Consider the following 20,437-nt stretch of genomic DNA (forward strand, 5'->3'; position numbering starts at 1 on the left):
ATTTTCAGCGGACTGTGGCATTTGTGCTGATGACGGCCTGCGCCGCGGTCAGGCCCGGTGCGCTGGCGCGGACGGTTACCCGCCCCTTCTCGCCCGGCTTGGCCTTCACGATCACCAGCGCCAGGCCATTGAAAGCCTTGCGATCATGCGACGGAAAGGCGGTCAGATCGGTCGGGTCGCCATTGTCGGTGGCAATGATCTCGCCCGGTCCCTCGATCGAGAAGCGGATGTCCTGCTTGGCGGCGGGAACGACATTGCCGTCCTTGTCGAGTATCTTGAGCGTCACGAAGCTCAAATCACGGCCGTCATCGACGATGGCGCTGCGATCGGCGGTCAGCGACAGCTTTGCCGCCTCGCCCACGGTGCGGATCGTCTCGGTCGCCCAGGGCTGGCCCTTCTTCCAGGTGACGACCTTCACCTCGCCCGGTTCATAGACGACATAGTCCCAGCGGAAGCGATATTCATAATCGCGCTTCTTGACCTTGCCCTGCGACTTGCCGTTGACGAACAGTTCCGCCTCGTCGGCCGAGGAGAAGACATGGACCGGGGTGATCTGGCCGACGCGGTCGGGCCAGGTCCAGTGCGGCAGGATATGCGCGAATTTGAGGTCCGGCCGCCAGCGCGCCTGGTAGAGCCAGAAGCGGTCCTTGGGGAAACCGGCGAGATCGAGGATGCCGGAATAGCTGCTGCGCGACGTGTAATAGGGGGTCGGTTCGCCGAGATAATCGAAGCCGGTCCAGACGAACTCGCCCGCGACATAGGGGTTCTGGTCATCGGCAGCCCAGACCCGGTCGGGCGAGGAGCCGAAATCGGCGGCGTGCATCTCATAGGCGGAGACCTGATGCGTGTCGGGATTGCCGCCCGACCAGGGGCGGACCGGACCGCTGATCGCGCCGGCGACCGGGAACATATATTCGCCGCGGCTGGAAAGGGCCGAGGCGCTTTCGGTGGACAATATGACCTTGTCCGGGAATTTCGCGCGGAAGGCGGGATATTGGCCGACGATGCCGCGAATGCCGGCGCCCTGATAATTGAGGCTGATGACGTCCACGGTGGTCGGCAGCAGCATGTCCGCCTTGGCATAGTTCATCGCGCTGGTGGCGGGACGGGTCGGGTCTTCCTGATGCGCGATGGCGACCAGTTCGCGGCCGATCTTTGCGCCCGCCTCGCCATCATATTGTTCGCCGACCTCGTTGCCGATGCTCCAGATGATGATCGAGGGATGGTTGCGGTCGCGGCGCAGCATGGCGCGCGCGTCGGCCTCATGCCAGTCGGGGAAGATCAGGTGGAAGTCATGCGGGGTCTTCTTCTTCTCCCAGCTGTCGAACACCTCGTCCATCACCAGGAAGCCCATGCGGTCGGTAAGTTCGAGCAGTTCGGGCGCGGGCGGATTATGGCTCATGCGCACGGCGTTGGTGCCCATGTCGCGCAATATTTCGAGCTGGCGCTCGGCTGCGCGGGCGTTGAAGGCGGCACCGAGTGCGCCAAGGTCATGATGATTGTTGACGCCGCGCAGCGGGATCTGCTCGCCATTGACGATCACGCCCTTGTCGGGATCGAACTTGATGTCGCGTACGCCGAAGCGGGTCTCGTAGCTGTCGATCAGCTTGCCGCCCTGGGTCACGGTGGAGACGGCGACATAGCGGTTGGGCGCCTGCGTGGGCGGCGGACCCCAGAGGCGCGGGTTGCTGAGGATCGTGCTGCCCTTCAGCTCCGCCTTGCCATGGGCGGCGATGCTGGTCGACTGGCGGGCGATGCTGGCGACGGGGCGGCCGATGCGCTTGCCGCTGGCGTCGATCGCATAGAAAGCGGTCGCGACCTCGACCTGCGCCGGGGTGTCGCCGTCATTGTCGAGGGTGAGGCTCAGGTCCACGCTGGCCTGCGCCTTGCTGACCTGCGGCGTGCGGACGATGCTGCCCCACTGGCCGACATGGACCTTGTTGGTGGTGGTGAGATAGATGTCGCGATAGAGGCCGCCGCCCGGATACCAGCGCGCCGAAGCCTGGGGATTGTCGAGGCGGATCACCAGCTGGTTCTGCCCGCCCGGCACCGCATAGGGGGTGAGGTCGAGGCGGAAGCTGTTATAGCCATAGGGCCAACCGCCGACGAGCTTTCCATTCAGCCAGACGGTGGCGTAGGACATCGCCCCCTCGACATCGAGGAAGATCGACTTGCCCTTGTCGCTGGCGGGGATGGTCAGCGCCTTGCGATACCAGCCGATGCCCCAGCTGGGCAGGCGGCCCATGCCGCCATAGGGGCCATCCTTGATGAAGGGGCCGGCGATGGCCCAGTCGTGCGGCAGGTCGACATGGGTCCAGCCGCTGTCGTCGAAGCCGGGCTGGACATAGGCGACGGTGCCGCCAGGATTGCCGGCGGGGCGGGTGTGATGCCTGGCGGGATCGGCGATGAAGGGATTGGCGCTGGGCAATATCCAGGGCTTGAGCACGCGGGCGCCGCTATCGTCCACCTGCACCGCCGCGTCGGGGCGGGCGTCAGCCACCTTGCCGTCGCCGGCATCCTCGATCGGCGGACGGACATCATAGCGCAAATCCTCGCTCAGGCCGGCGGGATCGCCCTTGGTGAAGCGCCAGTCGCGGCTGATCGAGACGCTGTCGCGCGGCGCGGCCAGCAAGGTCGCGGGGCTGAGCAGGCAGGAGGCGAGCAGGATGGTGCGCAGGGTCTTCATCAGCGGCTCCGTCAGAGCTGGGCGAGCGCGGCGCGAGCGCCGTCGGCTTCGAGGATGGCGAGCCAGCGGATCAGCGCGGCGCGGAAGGCGGCATTGCCGGCAATGTCGGCGGGCACCACGGCGTCGAAGGCGAGGATCGCGTCGACCCGAGCCTCGGTGGAAGGGGCACCGGCCAGCCGGGCGGCGATGGCGGCGGCGAGCGGATCGTCGACGACATGGGCTTCGCCCCGGTCATCGACGCCGGCCTGCCAGCGGACCCAGGCGGCGACGGCGAGCGACAGGGCATCGATCCCCTGCCCTGCCGACAGCCGCGCGGCGATGGTGGCGAGCAGGCGCTGCGGCAGCTTCTGCGATCCGTCCATCGCGATCTGGCGGGTGCGATGCTGCAGGGTCGGATTGTCGAAGCGCGCCATCAGCTCGCGGCGATAGGCGGCGACGTCCAGCTCGGGCGGCGGCGACAGGGTGGTCTGCGCCTCGTCCCACAGACTTTCGACGAAATGCCGGGCTTCGGGCAACGCCAGCACTTCATGGACATGATCGATGCCGGCGAGGCCGCCGAGATAGGCGATACCGCTATGCGCGCCGTTGAGCAGGCGCAGCTTCGCCTCCTCCCAGGGGGCGACGGCGGCGGTCACCTGAACCCCGGCGCCGAAATCCGGGCGCGGACCGCAGAATTTATCCTCGATCACCCATTGCAGGAAGGGTTCGGTCTTGACCATGGCCTGATCCTCGACGCCGAGCCGGCCGGCGAGCGCGGCGATATCGGCGTCGGTGGTGGCGGGAACGATGCGGTCGACCATGGTTTCGGGGAAGGCCCCTTCCGCCGCGATCCAGTCGGCCAGCGCCGGGTCGTGCCGGGCGGCGAGCGCCAGCACGGCGTTGCGCAGGCGGGTGCCGTTGTGCGGCAGATTGTCGCAGCTGATCGCGGTGAAGGGCGGCAGGCCCGACGCCCGGCGCGCGGCGAGCGCGGCAACGAGGAAGCCGGGCGCGGTCTGCGGCGCGGCGAGCGAGGCAAGGTCGGCGGCGAGCTGGGGATCGCCCTCGATCAGGGCGCCGGTCGCGGGGTCGAGCTTATAGCCTTTCTCGGTCACGGTCAGGGTGACGATATGGGTATCGGGCGCGGCGAGCGCGACGACCAGCGCGGCCGGGTCTTCCGGCGCGACCAGCACCTCGCTCACCACGCCGATGATGCGCGCCTGCTCGGCCGAACCATCGCGCACCAGCATGGTGTAGAGGCAATCCTGCGGCATCATCTGGTCGCGCACGCCGGGCGACCGCAGCGACGCGGCGATCACGCCCCAGCGCAGGTCGCCGGCGGTCAGCGCATCATCGAAGATGACCGCCTGATGCGCGCGGTTGAAGGCGCCGATGCCGAGATGGACGACGCCGGGGCGGACCGCCGCGCGATCATAGCCGGGACGGACGATATCGGCGGGCAGGCCGGCGAGCGTGGCGGACGATAGACGGGTCACAGGATCAGGCAGCCTCTTGCGAGAGAGTCACGGGCGCATAGCGCGGGACGATAAGGTGCAGCACCAGCAGCGCCAGCAGATAGGCGCAGGATGCGACGATGAAGATCGGCTGGAAGCTGCCGACGGTTTCCAGGATGATGCCGGCGAACTTGGCCATCAGCATGCCGCCGATCGCGCCGGCCAGCCCGCCAAGCCCGACCACCGACCCCGCCATCCAGCGCGGGAAGAGATCGCCCGGCAGCGCATAGACATTGGCCGAAAAACCCTGATGCCCGGCGCAGGCGAGGCCGATCAGGCCGACCGCGATCCACATATTGGGCGCCTGCGCGGCAAAGGCGATCGGCAGGGCGCAAAGTCCCGCGCAAAACATCGCCGTCTTGCGGGCGCGGTTGATGGCCATGCCCCGGCCCATCAGCCGCGACGACAGCCAGCCACCCGCGATCGAACCGACATCGGCCAGCAGATAGACGGCGATCAGCGGCGGGCCGAAGTCCAGCATCTTCACGCCATATTGCTTGTTGAAGAAGTCCGGCAGCCAGAAGAGGAAGGTCCACCAGACCGGATCTATCAGGAAACGCGAGGTCATATAGGCCCAGGTCTGGCGATAACGGAACAGGGTGCGCCACTTGACCGGGCGGGCCGGCTCCTGCGGGTCCGCCTCGATCCAGGCCAGTTCCTCGGCGCTCAGCCCCTTCTTTTCGCGCGGGCGGCGGTAGAAGGTCAGCCAGGCGGCGAGCCAGAAGACCGTCAGCAGGCCGGTGAGGATGAAGGCCCATCGCCAGCCCAGCGTGACCGCGATGACCGGGACAATCAGCGGCGTCAGGATCGCGCCGACATTGGAGCCGGCATTGAAGATGCCGATGGCGAAGGCGCGTTCCTTCTTGGGGAACCATTCATTGGTGGCGGCGATCGCCGCCGGGAAGGTGCCCGCCTCACCGATCGCCAGCGGAATGCGGGCGAACAGCATGCCGGCGGTCGAGGTGAAGAAGATGTGCATGACATGGCCGATCGTCCACAGGCCGACCGCCAGCGCATAGCCGGCCCGCGCGCCGATCCGGTCGATCAGCCGGCCGAAGGCGACATAGGCGATGCCGTATCCGGCCTGGAACCAGATGGCGAGATCGGCATAGCCACTCTCGCTCCAGCCATAGCGGGCCTGCAGATCGGGCTTGAGCGTCGGCAGGACGAGCCGGTCGATATAGCTCAGCACCACCGCCGCAAAGAGCAGGCCGCAGACAATCCAGCGGACCTTTCCGGACGGTTTGGGGATCGTAGTCATTGGCCGCTCCGACAATATTTCGTCATTCCCGCGAACGCGGGAATCCAACTCCGGACCTCGCGATTGGGGCTATGGCAGGAGATGGATCCCCGCTTTCGCGGGGATGACGGCGTGGAGTGGCCAAAGCAGGTCAAGCGATCACCAGTTGAACATGGTGCCGTCTTCGAGCCGGTTCACCGGCAGGAAGGCCCGATTATATTCATATTTGGCGGCCAGTTCCTCGTCGATGTCGACGCCCAGGCCCGGCTTGTCGCCCGGATGCATCGCGCCGTTCTCGAACGTATAGGCATGGGGGAAGACGGCATCGGTCTCGGGCGTGTGGCGCATATATTCCTGCACCCCGAAATTGGGCACCGACAGGTCGAAGTGGAGCGCGGCAGCCATGCAGACCGGCGACAGGTCGGTCGCGCCATGGCAGCCGGTGCGGACCTGATAGAGATCGGCGAGGTTCGCGATCTTGCGCAGATGGCTGATGCCGCCGGCATGGACCACGGTGGCGCGGATATAGTCGATCAACTGATTCTGGATCAGTTCGCGGCAGTCATGGATCGAGTTGAAGATCTCGCCCACCGCCAGCGGCGTGGTGGTGTGCTGGCGGATCAGCTTGAACGCGTCCTGATTTTCCGCCGGGGTCGCATCTTCCAGCCAGAAGGGGCGATATTGTTCCAGATCCTTGCCCAGGCGCCCGGCCTCGATCGGGGTCAGGCGATGATGGATGTCGTGCAGCAGATGCACGTCCCAACCCAGCGCTTCGCGGGCGGCCTTGAACAGTTCCGGGACGACGCGCAGATATTTGCTGGTGTTCCAGACATTTTCGGTCGGCAGGTCGGCGTCGGCGGGTTCGTAGAAATATTTGTCCTTCGACACGCCATAGGTCGACGCCATGCCGGGGACGCCGCACTGGATGCGGATCGCCTTGTAGCCCTGCGCCTGATATTCCAGCGCGACCTTGACCGTATCCTCGATCGTCGTGCCATTGGCATGGCCATAGACCATGACGCTTTCCCGGCTGGCGCCACCGAGCAACTGATAGACCGGCAGGCCGGCAATCTTGCCCTTGATATCCCAGAGCGCGGTATCGACGGCGGCGATGGCCGACATGGTCACCGGGCCGCGGCGCCAATAGGCGCCCTTGTAGAGATATTGCCAGATATCCTCGATCTGGTGCGCGTCCCGGCCGATCAGGCAGGGAATGACATGGTCCTGCAGATAGGAGGCGACGGACAGTTCGCGGCCGTTGAGGGTCGCATCGCCCAGACCATAGACGCCCTCTTCGGTCTCGATTTTGAGGGTGACGAAATTGCGACCAGGACAGGTAACGATGACCTTGGCGCCGGTAATCTTGGGCATGGATGCTCCCCTAAAACTGGTATGACCAATAAAGGCCATAGGCGATAATCATTTTGCCTTCAACGATATTGGTCAGGCCAATACCGTCAGGCGATTTCCAATGTAACCGTCTGAAGCGTGGCACTGTCCGGCCCGACCATGATGTCGAACAGGCCGGGTTCGACCACCTCCTGCATGTCGAGATTCCACAGCGCAAAGGCCTCCGGGCCGATGGTCAGGCGCACGGTGCGGCTTTCGCCGGGCGCCAGCGCGATCCGCTCGAAGCCCTTCAATTCCTTGAGCGGGCGGGTGACCGAGGCGGTCTGGTCATGGACATAGAGCTGCACCACCTCCTCGCCAGCGACAGTGCCGACATTGCGGACATCGACCTCCACCGTGACTTCACCGCCCACGCCGATGCGGCTGGCCGACAGGCGTGGCTTGCCAAATTCGAAGCTTGTGTAGCTGAGACCGAAGCCGAACGGGAAAAGCGGGCTGGCGTCGGCGAAGAGATAGCCGCGCCGCGAGGATGGCTTGCGGTTGTAGAAGATCGGGATCTGGCCGGCGTCGCGCGCGACGGTGACGGGCAGCTTGGCCCCCGGATTGACGTCGCCGAACAGGATATCGGCCATCGCCGTGCCGCCCTCCTGCCCCGGATACCAGCATTCGATCAGCGCATTGGCACCATCGACCACCGCAGGATAGCTGGGCGGGCGACCGTTGATGGCGCAGACCACCACCGGCTTTCCGGTCGCCTTCATCGCGGCGAACAGGTCATTCTGCTCCCCCACCAGATCAAGGCTGGTGCGATCGCCCAGATGGTTCTTGGCAAAGCCTTCGCGGCTGGTCTGTTCGGTGTCGCCGATGGCCAGCAGGATGATGTCGGCGGTCTTCGCAACCTCGACCGCTTCGGCGATCAGCTGGCGGTTCTTCGCCGGATCGGCCAGCAGCACTTCATCCACCGAGCGATCCTCGCTCTGGGTGATGAAGACGCCCTGGGCATGGACGATGTCCGCCCGGTTGCCGAGCTTCGCCCTGATACCGTCGAGCAAAGAGACCGCCTGGCGCGGGATCGAGGAATAGCCGCCCAGCCGCGCGATCGCGGCATTGGGGCCGATCACGGCCACCTTGCGATGGGCGCCGGGCTTGAGCGGCAGGACGCCGTCATTCTTCAGCAGAACGATCGACTTGTGCGCCGCCTTGAGCGCCAGCGCGCGCGCCTCCGCATTGCCGGTGAGCGCATCATAATCGGCGCGCGGCCAGGGATTTTCGAACAGGCCCGCGCGGAACTTGAGCGTCAACATGCGCGTGCAGGCGAGGTTGACGGCCTCAAGGGGCACTTTTCCGGCGCGGACCTGTTCGACGAGCGTGCGATAGGCCAGGCCATCGGGCAGCTCGCAATCGACCCCGGCGCGGAGCGCGGCACGGGCCGTCGCTTCCAGGTCGGGCTGGACATGGTGGATAGTGTCGAGTTCGGGGACGGCACCGTAATCGCTGACCACGGCGCCATCGAAATGCCATTCGCCGCGCAGGATATCGCCGAGCAGCCATTTATTCTGGTGGCTGGGGACGCCGTCAATCTCGTTATAGCTGGGCATGACGGCAGCGATGCCGGTGCGCTTGACCACCTGACGGAAGGGCGGGAAGAAATTCTCGCGCAGTTCGCGCTCGCTGATCGGCGCGGGCGCGATGTTCTCGCCGGCCTGCGGCTGGCCATGACCGGTCATATGCTTGAGCGTGGCCATGACCTTGTCCGGGCCGATCTGCTTGCCCTCCCCCTGCAGGCCCAGCACGGCGGCGACGCCCATCTCGCCGCAGAGATAGGGGTCTTCGCCGAAGGTTTCCTCGATCCGGCCCCAGCGCGGGTCGCGGGCGATGTCGACCACCGGCGAAAGGGCGAGATGGACGCCGCGCGCACGCACTTCCCGAGCGATAACCGACTGGACATCGGTCATCAGCTGGCGGTCGAAGCTGCCGGCAAGGCCGATCGCCATCGGGAACATGGTGGCGTCGGTCGCCATGTAGCCGTGGAGCGACTCCTCGTGGAAGAGGATCGGGATGCCGAGGCGGGTCTCTTCCACCGCCCATTTCTGGACGGCGTTGATGAAGGCGACGGTATCGGCCGGGGTGCGCCAGCGCGCGCCGACGCCGCCGGCCTGGGTCGATCCGTTGGGCGCGCCGCGCCGGTCGGACGGGCGGGTGATCTGGCCGAAGCTGGCGGGATAGGCCTTGCTCGCCTTGGCCGGCGAGAAGGTGAGATCGTCCATGATGTCGGCCTTGGTCGCCCAGAGCGCGATGATCTGGCCGACCTTTTCCTCCAGCGTCATGCGGCCGAGCAGGTCGCGCACGCGCAGGTCGATGGGGGCGGACGCATCCTTGTAGAGCGGGCCGCCCTTCCCCTTCGCCGCCAGCGGGGCGGCAGCGAGGGCGGAGGTGGAGGCGAGCAGGCCAAGGGCCTGGCGGCGGGCGAAGCGGGTCGTCATCATGGCTTATTGCACCGTCAGGGTGGTGGACTGGAGCGCGACCGAGCTGTTGCCGGTCATGATCTCGAAATCGCCGGGCTCGACGACGCGGTGCATCTGGTCGTTCCACATCTGCAGCGCCTCGGGACCGACCGTGAAGGTGACGGTGCGGCTCTCGCCGGGTTTCAGCGTGACGCGCTGGAAGCCCTTCAGCTCCTTGACCGGACGGGTGACCGAGCTGACCTTGTCGCGGATATAGAGCTGGACGACCTCGTCCCCTTCCCGCGCGCCGGTGTTGCGGACATCGACCGAGACGCTGGTCTTGCCGCCGATGCCGATCCTGGTGGCGGACAGGCGCGGCGCCGACAGGCTGAAGCTGGTATAGCTGAGGCCGAAGCCGAAGGGATAGAGCGGGTCGGTGGTGTCGAACAGATAGCCGCGCCGGGCCGAGGGCTTCATATTGTAGAAGAGCGGCAGCTGGCCGGCCGAGCGCGGCACGGTGACGGGCAGCTTGCCGCCCGGATTGACGTCGCCGAACAGGATGTCGGCCACGGCATTGCCGCCCTGCTCGCCCAGATACCAGCCTTCCAGGATGGCGTTGGCCTGTTCGCTGACCTTCACCGTGGAAGCGGGGCGGCCGTTGATGAGGACGACGGTGATCGGCTTGCCGAGCGCCTTCAATGCATCGAACAGCTCCTGCTGCTCACCGACCAGGTCGAGGCTGGGGCGGTCGCCCAGATGGTTGTCGGCCCAGCCCTCGCGGCTCGACTGTTCGGTGTCGCCCAAGGTCAGGATGATGCGGTCGACATTGCGCGCCGCCTCGACCGCCTGGGCGATCAGCTTGCGGTTTTCGGCCGGCTCCGACTTGGTGACGCTGTCGGCCCACCAGTCGTCATCCTCGGTGATCTTGACGCCCTGGGCGAAGACAATGTTCGCCTTTGCGCCGACCCGCGCCTTGATCCCTTCCAGGATCGAGACGCTGTGCGGCGGCTGGCCATAATAGCCGCCCAGCCGCGCGACCGCCGCGCTGGGGCCGATCACCGCGATTGTGCCTTCGGGCTTCAACGGCAGCATGCCGTCATTCTTGAGCAGGGTGATCGAGCGCTGGGCCGCGGTGCGGGCGAGCGCGCGGGCCTCGTCATTATTGGTGATCGCGGCCGCCGCATTGGCGTCGGCATAGGGATTTTCAAACAGGCCGGCACGGAACTTCAGCTCCAGCATGCGGCGCACGGCGAGATCGACCTTCACTTCGCTGACCTTGCCCTCGCGCACCAGCTTGCCGAGCGTGGCATAGGACAGGCCCTCCGGCAGGTCCGCGTCGACGCCGGCATCGAGCGCGCGCATCGCCGCTTCTTCCAGATTGGCGGCGATATGATGGATGCTCATCAGCTGATCGACGGCCGAATAATCGGAGACGACGGCGCCGCGAAAGCCCCATTCTTCCCGCAGGACATTTTCCAGCAGCCAGCGATTGGCGTGGCTGGGCACGCCGTCAATCTCGTTATAGCTGGCCATCACCGCCTCGATGCCGGTGCGTTTCACCACCTGTTCGAAGGGCGGGAAGAAATTTTCGCGCAGTTCGCGTTCCGACACCGGCGCCGGGCCGATATTGGTGCCGCTTTCGGGCTGGCCATGGCCGGTCAGATGCTTGAGCGTGGCGAAGACATGATTGGGCTGGAGCGTGCGCGAACGGCCAACGCCCTGAAGCCCCTCCACCGCAGCAACGCCCATTTCGCCGACCAGATAGGGATCCTCGCCATAGGTTTCCTCGATCCGGCCCCAGCGCGGGTCGCGGGCGATGTCGACCACGGGCGAGAGCACCATCGGCACGCCGCGCGCGCGGATTTCGCGGGCGATCACCTGATTGACCTGGCGCAGCATGGCGGGATCCCAGCTCGACGCCATGGCGATCGACTGGGGGAAGCTGGTCGCGCCAACGGCGGCATAGCCGTGCAGCCCCTCCTCATGGAACAGGATCGGGATGCCGAGCCGGGTCTGCGTCATCGCCCATTTCTGCAGGCCGTTGACCAGCGCCACGGTGCGGCGCGGATCGCGGCCAGGCACGACGCGCGGGCTGAAACTGCCACGACCGTCCGACGGACGGGTAAAATGGCCGATGCCGTTGGGGAAGGTCGGGCTGAGCTTGCTGGGGTCCAGTTCGCCCTGCGCGTCCAGCAGCTTCACCTTGTCGGTCCAGACGGTGGTGATCTGGGCGATCTTTTCATCCAGCGTCATGCGCGCCAGAAGATCATCGACGCGCGCCTCGATCGGCGCGGACGCATCCTTGTAGAGCGGGCGCGCCGATTGGCCGGTCGCGGGTGCCGCCGTAACGGGCGTGAGCGGCGCCGCCATCACCAGCGACAGCGCTGATGCTGCGCACAAAAACTGAACTGACCGGATCACGACGCCCCTCTCCAATTTTGTCGCGGCTTTCCTTTTTGCTTGCCGCCGATCAACTGATAGCGTTACCATCACAACCCAAGAGCTGCTTGTCAATGCCACCGTTGGCAATGCACCAAAAAATTGCCTGCGGGCCAAGGGGGAGAGGACCGAATGTTTGCGCGCCTGTTTTGCTGGATCATGGCCAGTATCTTGCTAGTTGGCGCCCTGCTGATCGGCGCGCCGCGCGCCTGGGCCGAGGATGGCTATGATCTGTGGCTGCGCAATGCGCCGGCCGATGCCGCCGGCGCCCAGCGGATTGGGGCCAACGCGCGCAGCATTGTCGGCGCAGACACCTCCACCATGGCGATCGCCCGGCAGGAATTGCAGCGCGGCATTGCCGGGCTTACCGGCGCCACCGTGCCCCTGACAGCAACAGTGCAGCAAGGTGCGATCCTGCTGCAGTCGGCCGCACAGCAGGACAAGCCATCGGTGCCGACCGACGGGCTGGGCGCTGACGGCTACGCGATTCGCACCATGACGGTCGCGGGCAAGCCGGTGACGGTGATTGCTGGCGCGACCGATGTCGGCGTGCTGCACGGCGCCTATACCTGGCTGCGCCTTGCCCGCACCGGCGCAGCCCTCGACCGGATCGATATGCGCAGCGCGCCGCGCATCGGCCTGCGCCTGCTCAACCATTGGGACAATCTGGATGGCACGGTGGAGCGCGGCTATGCCGGCCAGTCGATCTGGGACTGGTGGCGCCTGCCCGATTATAAGGGGCCGCGCTATACCGACTATGCCCGCGCCAATGCCTCGCTGGGCATCAATGGCACCGTGCTCAACAATGTGAACGCCAAGTCCGACAGCCTGACCGCGGCCTATATCGCCAAGGCGGCGGCGCTGGCCGACCTGTTCCGCCCCTATGGCATCAAGGTCTATCTGTCGGTCAAATGGACCGCGCCGATGGAACTGGATGGCCTGAAAAGCGCCGATCCGCTCGACCCGGCAGTTGCCGCCTGGTGGAAGGCCAAGGCCGACGAGATCTACAAGGCGATCCCCGATTTCGGCGGTTTCCTGGTGAAGGCGAACAGCGAGGGCCAGCCCGGCCCGCAGGATTACAAGCGCACCCACGCCGACGGCGCCAACATGCTGGCGGCCGCGGTCAAGCCGCATGGCGGCATCGTGATGTGGCGCGCCTTCGTCTATGCCCATGACAATCCCGACGATCGCGCCAAGCAGGCCTATAGCGACTTCAAGCCGCTCGACGGCCAGTTTGCCGACAATGTCATCGTCCAGGTGAAGAATGGCGCGATCGACTTCCAGCCGCGCGAACCCTTCCACCCGCTGTTCGGCGCGATGCCCAAGACGCCGCTGATGATGGAATTCCAGATCACCAAGGAATATCTGGGCCAGTCGACCCACCTAACCTATCTGGGCACGCTGTTCGAGGAGACGCTGAAGAGCGATACGCTGGCCAGGGGCAAGGGATCGACCGTCGCCAAGGTGATCGACGGATCGCTGGAAGGCCACAAGCTGACCGGCATCGCCGGGGTCGCCAATATCGGCGTCGACCGCGACTGGAGCGGGTCGATCTTCAACCAGGCGGACTGGTATGCGTTCGGCCGCATGGCGTGGGACACGGACCTGACCGCCGAGGCTGTCGCGCGCGAATGGGCGGCGCAGACCTTCTCCCCCGATCCCAGGGTGGTTGCGCCGATCGTCGCGATGATGATGGGATCGCGCGAGGCGGCGGTCGACTATATGACGCCGCTGGGCCTGGCCCATATCATGGGCACCGGCCATCATTATGGCCCCGCCCCCTGGGTGTCCGAACTGGCACGGCCCGAATGGAACCCGGTCTATTATCACAAGGCCGACAAGCAGGGCATCGGTTTTGACCGGACCAGGACGGGCAGCAATGCCACCGGCCAATATGCGCCGGCGCTGGCGAAGCTGCTGGACAATCCGAAGACCACGCCGGAGCGCGAACTGCTGTGGTTCCATCACCTGCCCTGGGACTATCGCCTGCAATCGGGCGAGACGCTGTGGGACGGCCTCATCCATCATTATGACCGGGGCGTCGAAACGGTCGCGGCGATGCAGCGGGACTGGGCCAAGCTCAAGCCTCAGGTCGACGCCGAGCGCTTCGCGCAGGTCGAGACCTTCCTGGCGATCCAGCATCGCGAAGCGCAATGGTGGCGCGACGCGTGCATCGCCTATTTCCAGTCGGTGTCCGGCCGCCCCCTGCCCGCCGGCAGCGCGGCGCCCGCCCACCCGATCGACTGGTACAAGGCGCTCAGCTTCCCCTATGCGCCGGGGCACCCGAAATGAGATTTTACTTAAGCTTGCGCAATGATCCCGCTAGCAGAGAGGTTTAGTCCCATGTCGAAGGCCCCGAAATCCTGATGGAAGCCAGAAGTTCCCGCCGCCAGCGCAACGCGCCCACCATCAACGATGTGGCGAAACATGCCGGCGTGTCGCCGATGACGGTGTCGCGGGTGATCAACGGTGAACAGGTGGTGCGGGCGGCGACCAAGGAGAAGGTGGAGGCGGCGATCGCCGCGCTCAACTACTCCCCCAGCGCCGCCGCGCGTAGCCTGGCGGGCGGCGACGAGACGCGGATCGGCCTGCTCTATTCCAACCCATCGGCATCCTATCTGTCGGAATTCCTGGTCGGCAGCCTCGACCAGTCGAGCCGCGCCGGCATCGACCTGGTTGTCGAGAAATGGGACGAGCAAACCGCGATCAAGGCGGTGGTCGACCATCTGGTGCGCGGCCGGATCGACGGCGTCGTGCTGCCGCCGCCGCTGTGCGACCATGAAGCGATGATCGATGCGCTGCGCGAGGCGGGCATCCCCGCCGTCGTGGTGGCGACCGGCCATGCGCCGGCCAGCCTGGCCGCGGTCAGCATCGACGACCGGGGCGCGGCCTATGAAATGACCCGGCACCTGATTGGCCTGGGCCATAACCGCATCGGCTTCATCAAGGGGCATCCGAACCTGAGCGCCAGCGAGGAACGGTATCAGGGCTATATCCGGGCACTGGGCGAAGCCGGCATCGCGCTGGACGATGCGCTGGTGGAACAGGGTTTCTTCACCTACCGATCCGGGCTGGACGCCGCCGAGCATATATTGGCGCGCGACAATCCGCCGACCGCCATCTTCGCCAGCAATGACGACATGGCCGCTGCGACGGTGGCGATCGCCCATCGCAACGGGCTGGACGTGCCCGGTGACCTTACCGTCTGCGGCTTCGACGATACCTCGCTCGCCACCACCATCTGGCCGGAACTGACCACCATCCGCCAGCCGATCAGCGCCATGTCGCGGGCGGCGGTCGACCTGCTGGTGCGCCATATCAAAGGGCGCCGCAGCCAGAGCGAGGATGGCCCGCCGCACATGCTGCTGGACTATGAACTGGTCCGCCGCCAGTCCGACGCCGCGCCACGGCTGCGCCCCAAGCACAAGGGCCGAAAATAGGATCGGCCGCGCTTAACTTCGCATATTTCCTGCACATCCTGACATTTTCATGCGCGCGTTGGAAATCTTCGTGCGAGGATGGAGGGTGCGCGGACGATGGGAAAGAGCCTTGGGCCGGTGTAGCAGGATGCGGAGGCTGTAGGACAGGCTTGGGTCGAAACAAGGCATAATAGCCCTTCCGGGGCGTAGGCAAGGGCGGCTTCTGGTCGCAACCTGCCCGTCCGAACTTGCTTACGCGGCCCAGACGCTCTCGTCGTCCGCTAGATCAACCCTCGCACGATCCAGCCCGGCAGCGTCGCGATCGCCAGCAAAGTGCCCAGCGGCACCCGGCTCTGCCCCTGCACCGCCCGGCCCAGCGCCAGCGCGATCAGCGCCCCTACCAGCCCCAGCGAGGCCGCGATCAGCAGGATGAAGGGCAGCGCCTGCCAGCCCAGCCAGGCGCCGATCGCGCCGAGCAGCTTGGCGTCGCCCAGCCCCAGCCCCTCGCGCCCGCGCAGCGCGCGATAGCCGAGCGCGATCGCCAGCAGTCCCAGATAACCCGTTGCCGCGCCGATCACCCGGTCGACCAGCGCGACGTCTGTGGTCCAAAGCCCCAGGGTGAAGCCCAGAAAAGCCAGCGGCAGGGTCAGCGCATCGGGCAGCCAGAAATAGCGCCAGTCCAGTAGCGCCAGGGTCAGCAGCATCCAGCCGAGCAGCGCCCAGCCGATCCCGCCCAGATCCGGCACGAAACCCAGCGCCAGCGCGCCGATGATCGCGCAGCCCGCCTCCACCCGGCCATGGAGCGGATCGATCGCCACGCCGCAGGTCCGGCATCGGCCGCGCTGCACCAGCGCGCTCAGCATCGGCACCAGGTCGATCGCCCCCAGTAGCCGGCCACAGCCGTCGCAGGCCGACCGGCCGCGCATCACGCCGCGCCCCTGCGGCCAGCGCAGGATCAGGGTGGCAAGGAAGCTGCCCGCGATCGCACCCGCGATCGCGCCGACCAAGGCCGCCCAGGGATCGATCACAACGTCCCTTCGACCTTCAGCACATAGGCGTTGCCGACCGTGGCGAAGCCCGCCTGCCCCAGCGTCCCGGCCAGCGCCGGATCGGCGGTTTCCACCCGCATTTCGGCGGTATAGCGGCCCGACCGCCAGATACGCAGATTGATCTTTTCCATGCCAGACTGGCTGACCAGCGGCAGCAACAGCGCGTCACCATCGCAGGCGACCGTGCCCGACAGCCCCTGCGACAGATTCAGTCCGGCGATCTGCGTCGCCATCCGCGCCCGCACCCGGCCTTCGGCATGGCCGCAGACATCGCCGCGATAATAGCCGCTGACATCCTCCATCATCAACCCGCTGACCGGCAGCGGCGCGAAGGTGCGGCCCAGCGGCACCGAACCGGTCACGTCATCTATGCCGATCCGGTCGAGACCGACAGTCAGCGCCCCTTGGACGTCGTCGGGCTGGCCGCGATGCCGGGCGATGTCGAACCGCGCCCGGCCGACCAGCAGCGATAGCGGCGACAGGCCGGCGCGCACCGACCCCATCGGCATTTCACCCAGCATCAGCTGGTCGATCCGCCCGCTCCACACGCTGCCGCGTATCTCGCGCGCGGCCAGGCCCAGCCGGTCAAGCTGCGCCAGCCCCAATGCGACGCGCATCGGAATGAAGAGGATCAGGCCGAATATGAACAGCGCGATCAGGATGATGCGCATCCGGCGCGACAGGAGCAGCCCCTTCATTGGCCGCCTCCACGCACGAGCACCGCCTGCACCGACACGCTGCCTGCGGTCGGCGAGGGCCGCGCGCTCATCGTCTCGACGCGCAGCCCCTGCGCCTCCAGCCCCGCGATCCAGCTCATCATCGCCACCGGACGGACCGAGGCGATGGCGATCTCCATCCGGTCATTGCCCTGCGGCTGCGCCCGTTCCAGCGTCAGCCCGGCCTCGCCCGCGCTCTGGCCGACAAATTGTTCGATCGGGATGGACGGGCCGGTCGGTGTGGGCCTGCGCGGCAGATGCTTCAACAGCTTCACCTTGGCGCGGATCGCCGCATTGCGATCGGTCGCCTCGCGCAGGGCATCGCGGGCGGAACGCTGCGCATGGGTCAGCGGCCGCGCCACACCCAGCCACAATATCACCACCGCCAGCAGCGCGAACATCACGCCCAGCATCCATTGCTCGCGCGGCGACCGCTCGATCCAATAGGCTTTCATCCTGTCCATCATGACCGCACCGTAATATCTGCCAGCGTGCGCCCGCCCGGATCCTGGGACGGGGTCGCCGTGATCGTGTAACCGGCCGCCTGCAACGCCAGCAGCACGATGTTGATGTCATCCGCCTTGGCGGCGGCCAGGGTCGCACGAACCATGCCGTCGGGATCGCGCGACAGCGCCGTCAGCGACACGCCCGGCGCATCCTGCATCGCGCTCATCAGGCCGGCGACCGGCGCGGTGAAGGCATAGGCGCCGGCTCCGCGCGCGGCGAGTTGCCGGTCCATCTCCGCCTCGACCTGCATCACGTCGTTCGCCTCGGGCAGCACCTGCCGCGCCAGCGCCAGGCTCTCGCCATCAATCTGGCTGGCGGCGACATTCTGCCGCACCAGCGTCACCAGGCTGATGAGCAGGCTGGCCAGCAGGATCAGGCCGCACCAGATCGCGATCCGGCCCAGCGCCCGCGTATCGATCTGCCGCCGCACCCGCTTGGCGAAATCGCCTTGGCGCAGGTCGATCGGCGGCGCGTCGAGCGCCGCCACCAGCCGCGCTTCGATCTCGTCTGCCGCGACCGCTCGCACCGGCGCATCGCCGATCAGTTCGGGCAGCGCCATGTCGGCGGTCAGCGCCATGTCAGGGCCGCGCAATACCGACGCACCGCCAATCATTCCGGATACGAAATCATTATCGCTTTCCGGCAGCAGCAGCGCCGCCGGCACGATGATGTCCGGGTCCAGCCCATGATGCTGCGCCCAGAGCAGCCAATGCTGCATGTCGCTGCGCGCCGCGACCGCCACAATATGCGGGCGGGCGGGATCGTCATTCTCGTCGGCGGCGGCGAACAGCTGGTCGGACGGCAGGATGGCGCCGGCCAGTGCGCCCAGACGCGCCGCCGCCCGCCCCTGCCGCGCCGGCAGATCGGGATGCGACACCCAGTGCAGCGCCACCAGCGCGGCCGGCGGCACCAGCATCACCCGCGCCTTATCGGGCAGCGCGGCCAGGCCACAGGCGGCCAGCCAGTTGGCACCGGCGCCGGTCTGGACGATCGCGCCATCCACCACCCGCATCCATGTCGGCGCGTCCTCCGCCCCTTCGGGCAGGGCAATGATCAGGGCATCGGCCGAACTCATGCGCCCGCCCCCCAATCGCGCCGCACCAGCCGGATCGGCGGCTGCCGGGCATCGATCAGCCCGCGCTCCACCACTTGCGTCCCCCCTACATTCACCGACACGTCCACTCTGAAAAATCCCGTCGTCAACTTGACCTGCTCGGCGACCTCGGTGAGCGGGCTGAGCCCGACCAGAGAGGGTGCCTGCCAGAATTGGGGTGTGCTGCCGTAGCCTTCCGCCGGCCGTTGCGCCAGCAATTGCCGTGCCTGCGCAACGCTCAGCTGCCCCGGCAGCAGCATCGCGAACAAGGGCGCCTGATCGGGCAGCAAGGTATTGATATTGATCGGCGACATGTCCGACACCGGCAGCGCACAGACCCAGGGCCGGACCAGATCATAGACCGCCGGCGTGATGCCGTTCACCGCCCGCAGCTCGCTGGCGTCGACCATGAAGCGGTTGGCGGTGCGATAGGGCCGCGCCGCGCGGGCATAGGTCTCGTCCTCGGCGCCGCCCGGCTGGGGCACGCTGTCGGTATCGATCCAGTCGGCAAGCGAGGCAGCGGCGACCTGCGCCTGGCGCACATCGACGCCCAGCGCCTGCAACAGCGCCTGGAACTGCGAAACCGCCACCGGGCGCACCTTCAGGCTGTTCTCGTTGTTGCCGGCAACCACGCTGTTGAGGTTGAAGCAGTTGCTGCCGTCGGTCACCCGCGCCGTCGCCATGCCGCCGGGCACCGGGATCGCCTGCGGCGTGCCCATCCAGTTGCCCGCCAAGGTCGTCTTGCCGGGGCTGGCCGCGACCAGATCGCCGATCTTGAGGCGCGCGATCACCATGCCGGCATCGGCAAAGGCCCGCCCCTGATCGACCGCGCCGCCATTGCCGGTCATTCGCGTCGCCAGCGCTACCCGTTCCAGCGCCGTGGCCGCCACCACCGCCATCACCGCGACCAGCAGCAATACGGTCAGCAGCGCGGCGCCGCGCTCTTCGGGCCGGTTGGGATCAGGCCGCCGCATTGGACGCCTCCTGATCGTCAAGCGGCGCTTCCCTGGGACCGGGCGCCACCAGGAAGCGCAGCGTGACCGGCGGCTCGCCGGTGCGCTTGACCACCATCTCCACCGCGCGCGGCATCAGGTCGGGCTGGCCCGGCGTCCAGTCCTCGCGCCACTTGCCCTCTACGTCGCGGAAGCGGAGCGTCACCTCCTCGACATGGTCGAGCAGCGCCGCCGGCTCGTCGCCCGCCGCGCCGTCGATCTGGGCATAGCCGCGCCGTTCCAGCCGGCCCTGCCGCACCCAATATTCCACCTTCTGCAACGATGGTCGCGGCAGATCGCCCAGATTGTCCCATCCGCCGCGCACGAACTGCATCACCGGCTGTTCCTCGCCGTCGCGATGCGCCCAGAAGGCCGGCGCCAGCGTCCCCGCCTCGGTGCGGCTGATGCGCGGCACCGCCTGGCCAAGATCGGCCGACAGCGCGCCCGCGGCCCGCTGGATCGCCGCCATGTCGTCCAGCCGCGCCTTGACCTGCGCCTGCGCCGACACGCTGTTGCCCAGCAACAGCACACCCGCCGCCGCCAGCATCGCAAAGATCATCAGCGCGACGAGCAGCTCGATCAGCGTGAAGCCGTGTTCGGCGGAACGCCTCAAAGACGTAAAACCTTGTTCACCCCGTCCGCCTTCCGGCTTCTCCGGCCTCATCACTCCACCTCCCGCAGGAAGCTGAGCACCACCGGCGATGCGCCCGGCTGGCCATCGACCACCAGATCGACCTGCAACAGGCGCTTGTCCTCGCTCGCCTTGACGGTGCGGGTCCAGTGCCAGCGGCGGCCGCCATTTTCGACCTCGCCATCCTCCTCGCCGACCGAGGGCGGGGCGACATCGCTCTGCACCTCGACCATCAGGTTGCGGGCGACGATCTGGCCCAGCGCCTTGCTGTCGAGGTCGGCGGCGGTGCGCAGCGTCACCCCCTGCAACCGCACCAGCGCCAGCGCCGCCAGGCTGAACACCGCCAGCGCGACCAGCATTTCGAGCAGCGTGAAGCCCTGC

General features: G+C 66.9%; 15 protein-coding genes. 2 read left to right on the top strand and 13 right to left on the bottom strand.

Annotated elements, in window-relative coordinates; genetic code table 11:
* Positions 1-4: 4 nt before the first annotated feature.
* The 6 genes from galB to N6H05_RS21110 all read right to left on the bottom strand — a co-directional run bounded on the left by galB (position 5) and on the right by N6H05_RS21110 (position 11,580).
* Entirely contained in the window at positions 5-2,686 is a 2,682-nt protein-coding gene (galB, locus tag N6H05_RS21085; RefSeq protein ID WP_284111543.1) for a beta-galactosidase GalB, read from the bottom strand.
* A gap of 11 nt (positions 2,687-2,697) precedes the next feature.
* On the bottom strand, positions 2,698-4,158 hold the full coding sequence (locus N6H05_RS21090; RefSeq protein WP_284111545.1) for a mannitol dehydrogenase family protein: 1,461 nt from the start codon (positions 4,156-4,158) through the stop codon (positions 2,698-2,700).
* A 4-nt stretch (positions 4,159-4,162) separates the two neighbouring features.
* The gene (locus N6H05_RS21095) at positions 4,163-5,437 is read right to left on the bottom strand and encodes an MFS transporter (protein WP_284111546.1); all 1,275 of its coding nucleotides are present in this window, start codon (positions 5,435-5,437) and stop codon (positions 4,163-4,165) included.
* 138 nt (positions 5,438-5,575) lie between these two features.
* Positions 5,576-6,787, bottom strand: coding sequence for a D-mannonate dehydratase ManD (gene manD, locus N6H05_RS21100; protein WP_136187742.1), 1,212 nt, complete (start codon positions 6,785-6,787; stop codon positions 5,576-5,578).
* Between the two features lie 86 nt (positions 6,788-6,873).
* The gene (locus tag N6H05_RS21105) at positions 6,874-9,252 is read right to left on the bottom strand and encodes a glycoside hydrolase family 3 N-terminal domain-containing protein (RefSeq protein ID WP_284111547.1); all 2,379 of its coding nucleotides are present in this window, start codon (positions 9,250-9,252) and stop codon (positions 6,874-6,876) included.
* A 3-nt stretch (positions 9,253-9,255) separates the two neighbouring features.
* Positions 9,256-11,580 (bottom strand): glycoside hydrolase family 3 N-terminal domain-containing protein, encoded by a 2,325-nt coding sequence (locus N6H05_RS21110; RefSeq protein WP_284114286.1) that lies wholly within the window; start codon positions 11,578-11,580, stop codon positions 9,256-9,258.
* A gap of 201 nt (positions 11,581-11,781) precedes the next feature.
* On the opposite strand from N6H05_RS21110, the gene N6H05_RS21115 reads away from it, so the two are divergent.
* Both N6H05_RS21115 and N6H05_RS21120 read left to right on the top strand, forming a co-directional pair.
* On the top strand, positions 11,782-13,941 hold the full coding sequence (locus tag N6H05_RS21115) for an alpha-glucuronidase family glycosyl hydrolase (protein ID WP_284111548.1): 2,160 nt from the start codon (positions 11,782-11,784) through the stop codon (positions 13,939-13,941).
* 74 nt (positions 13,942-14,015) lie between these two features.
* Positions 14,016-15,089: a LacI family DNA-binding transcriptional regulator gene (locus N6H05_RS21120; RefSeq protein WP_284111549.1), complete on the top strand. Its 1,074-nt coding sequence runs from the start codon at positions 14,016-14,018 to the stop codon at positions 15,087-15,089.
* Between the two features lie 260 nt (positions 15,090-15,349).
* On the opposite strand, the gene N6H05_RS21125 is transcribed toward N6H05_RS21120, so the two are convergent.
* From N6H05_RS21125 to gspI, 7 genes are read right to left on the bottom strand one after another with little or no spacing between them, the layout of a single operon-like run.
* Positions 15,350-16,096 (bottom strand): prepilin peptidase, encoded by a 747-nt coding sequence (locus N6H05_RS21125; RefSeq protein ID WP_284111550.1) that lies wholly within the window; start codon positions 16,094-16,096, stop codon positions 15,350-15,352.
* A complete protein-coding gene (gene gspN, locus N6H05_RS21130) occupies positions 16,093-16,815 on the bottom strand; it encodes a type II secretion system protein N (RefSeq protein ID WP_284111551.1) in 723 nt (240 codons plus the stop codon). Before gspN ends, N6H05_RS21125 begins: the two co-directional genes overlap by 4 nt.
* On the bottom strand, positions 16,812-17,300 hold the full coding sequence (locus N6H05_RS21135; RefSeq protein ID WP_284111552.1) for a type II secretion system protein M: 489 nt from the start codon (positions 17,298-17,300) through the stop codon (positions 16,812-16,814). Before N6H05_RS21135 ends, gspN begins: the two co-directional genes overlap by 4 nt.
* Positions 17,297-18,415 carry a type II secretion system protein GspL gene (gene gspL, locus N6H05_RS21140; protein WP_284111553.1) on the bottom strand — a complete coding sequence of 373 codons (1,119 nt, stop codon included), beginning with the start codon at positions 18,413-18,415 and terminating at the stop codon, positions 17,297-17,299. The genes N6H05_RS21135 and gspL overlap by 4 nt, the downstream gene beginning before the upstream one ends.
* Complete coding sequence (gene gspK / locus N6H05_RS21145; protein ID WP_284111554.1) at positions 18,412-19,407, bottom strand: type II secretion system minor pseudopilin GspK; 996 nt, start codon at positions 19,405-19,407, stop codon at positions 18,412-18,414. The genes gspL and gspK overlap by 4 nt, the downstream gene beginning before the upstream one ends.
* Positions 19,394-20,089, bottom strand: coding sequence for a type II secretion system minor pseudopilin GspJ (gspJ, locus tag N6H05_RS21150; protein WP_284111555.1), 696 nt, complete (start codon positions 20,087-20,089; stop codon positions 19,394-19,396). Before gspJ ends, gspK begins: the two co-directional genes overlap by 14 nt.
* Positions 20,089-20,415, bottom strand: coding sequence for a type II secretion system minor pseudopilin GspI (gspI, locus tag N6H05_RS21155; RefSeq protein WP_284114287.1), 327 nt, complete (start codon positions 20,413-20,415; stop codon positions 20,089-20,091). The genes gspJ and gspI overlap by 1 nt, the downstream gene beginning before the upstream one ends.
* Positions 20,416-20,437 lie beyond the last annotated feature (22 nt).

Source organism: Sphingobium sp. WTD-1, from assembly GCF_030128825.1.
Classification (GTDB): domain Bacteria; phylum Pseudomonadota; class Alphaproteobacteria; order Sphingomonadales; family Sphingomonadaceae; genus Sphingobium.

Bases quoted from the DNA above. Each gene is read 5' to 3' on its own strand.
- galB (WP_284111543.1), bottom strand. From the start codon at position 2,686: ATGAAGACCCTGCGCACCATCCTGCTCGCCTCCTGCCTGCTCAGCCCC.
- N6H05_RS21095 (WP_284111546.1), bottom strand. From the start codon at position 5,437: ATGACTACGATCCCCAAACCGTCCGGAAAGGTCCGCTGGATTGTCTGC.
- manD (WP_136187742.1), bottom strand. From the start codon at position 6,787: ATGCCCAAGATTACCGGCGCCAAGGTCATCGTTACCTGTCCTGGTCGC.
- N6H05_RS21105 (WP_284111547.1), bottom strand. From the start codon at position 9,252: ATGATGACGACCCGCTTCGCCCGCCGCCAGGCCCTTGGCCTGCTCGCC.
- N6H05_RS21110 (WP_284114286.1), bottom strand. From the start codon at position 11,580: ATGGCGGCGCCGCTCACGCCCGTTACGGCGGCACCCGCGACCGGCCAA.
- N6H05_RS21115 (WP_284111548.1), top strand. From the start codon at position 11,782: ATGTTTGCGCGCCTGTTTTGCTGGATCATGGCCAGTATCTTGCTAGTT.
- N6H05_RS21120 (WP_284111549.1), top strand. From the start codon at position 14,016: ATGGAAGCCAGAAGTTCCCGCCGCCAGCGCAACGCGCCCACCATCAAC.
- gspN (WP_284111551.1), bottom strand. From the start codon at position 16,815: ATGAAGGGGCTGCTCCTGTCGCGCCGGATGCGCATCATCCTGATCGCG.
- N6H05_RS21135 (WP_284111552.1), bottom strand. From the start codon at position 17,300: ATGATGGACAGGATGAAAGCCTATTGGATCGAGCGGTCGCCGCGCGAG.
- gspL (WP_284111553.1), bottom strand. From the start codon at position 18,415: ATGAGTTCGGCCGATGCCCTGATCATTGCCCTGCCCGAAGGGGCGGAG.
- gspK (WP_284111554.1), bottom strand. From the start codon at position 19,407: ATGCGGCGGCCTGATCCCAACCGGCCCGAAGAGCGCGGCGCCGCGCTG.
- gspJ (WP_284111555.1), bottom strand. From the start codon at position 20,089: ATGAGGCCGGAGAAGCCGGAAGGCGGACGGGGTGAACAAGGTTTTACG.
- gspI (WP_284114287.1), bottom strand. From the start codon at position 20,415: ATGCTGGTCGCGCTGGCGGTGTTCAGCCTGGCGGCGCTGGCGCTGGTG.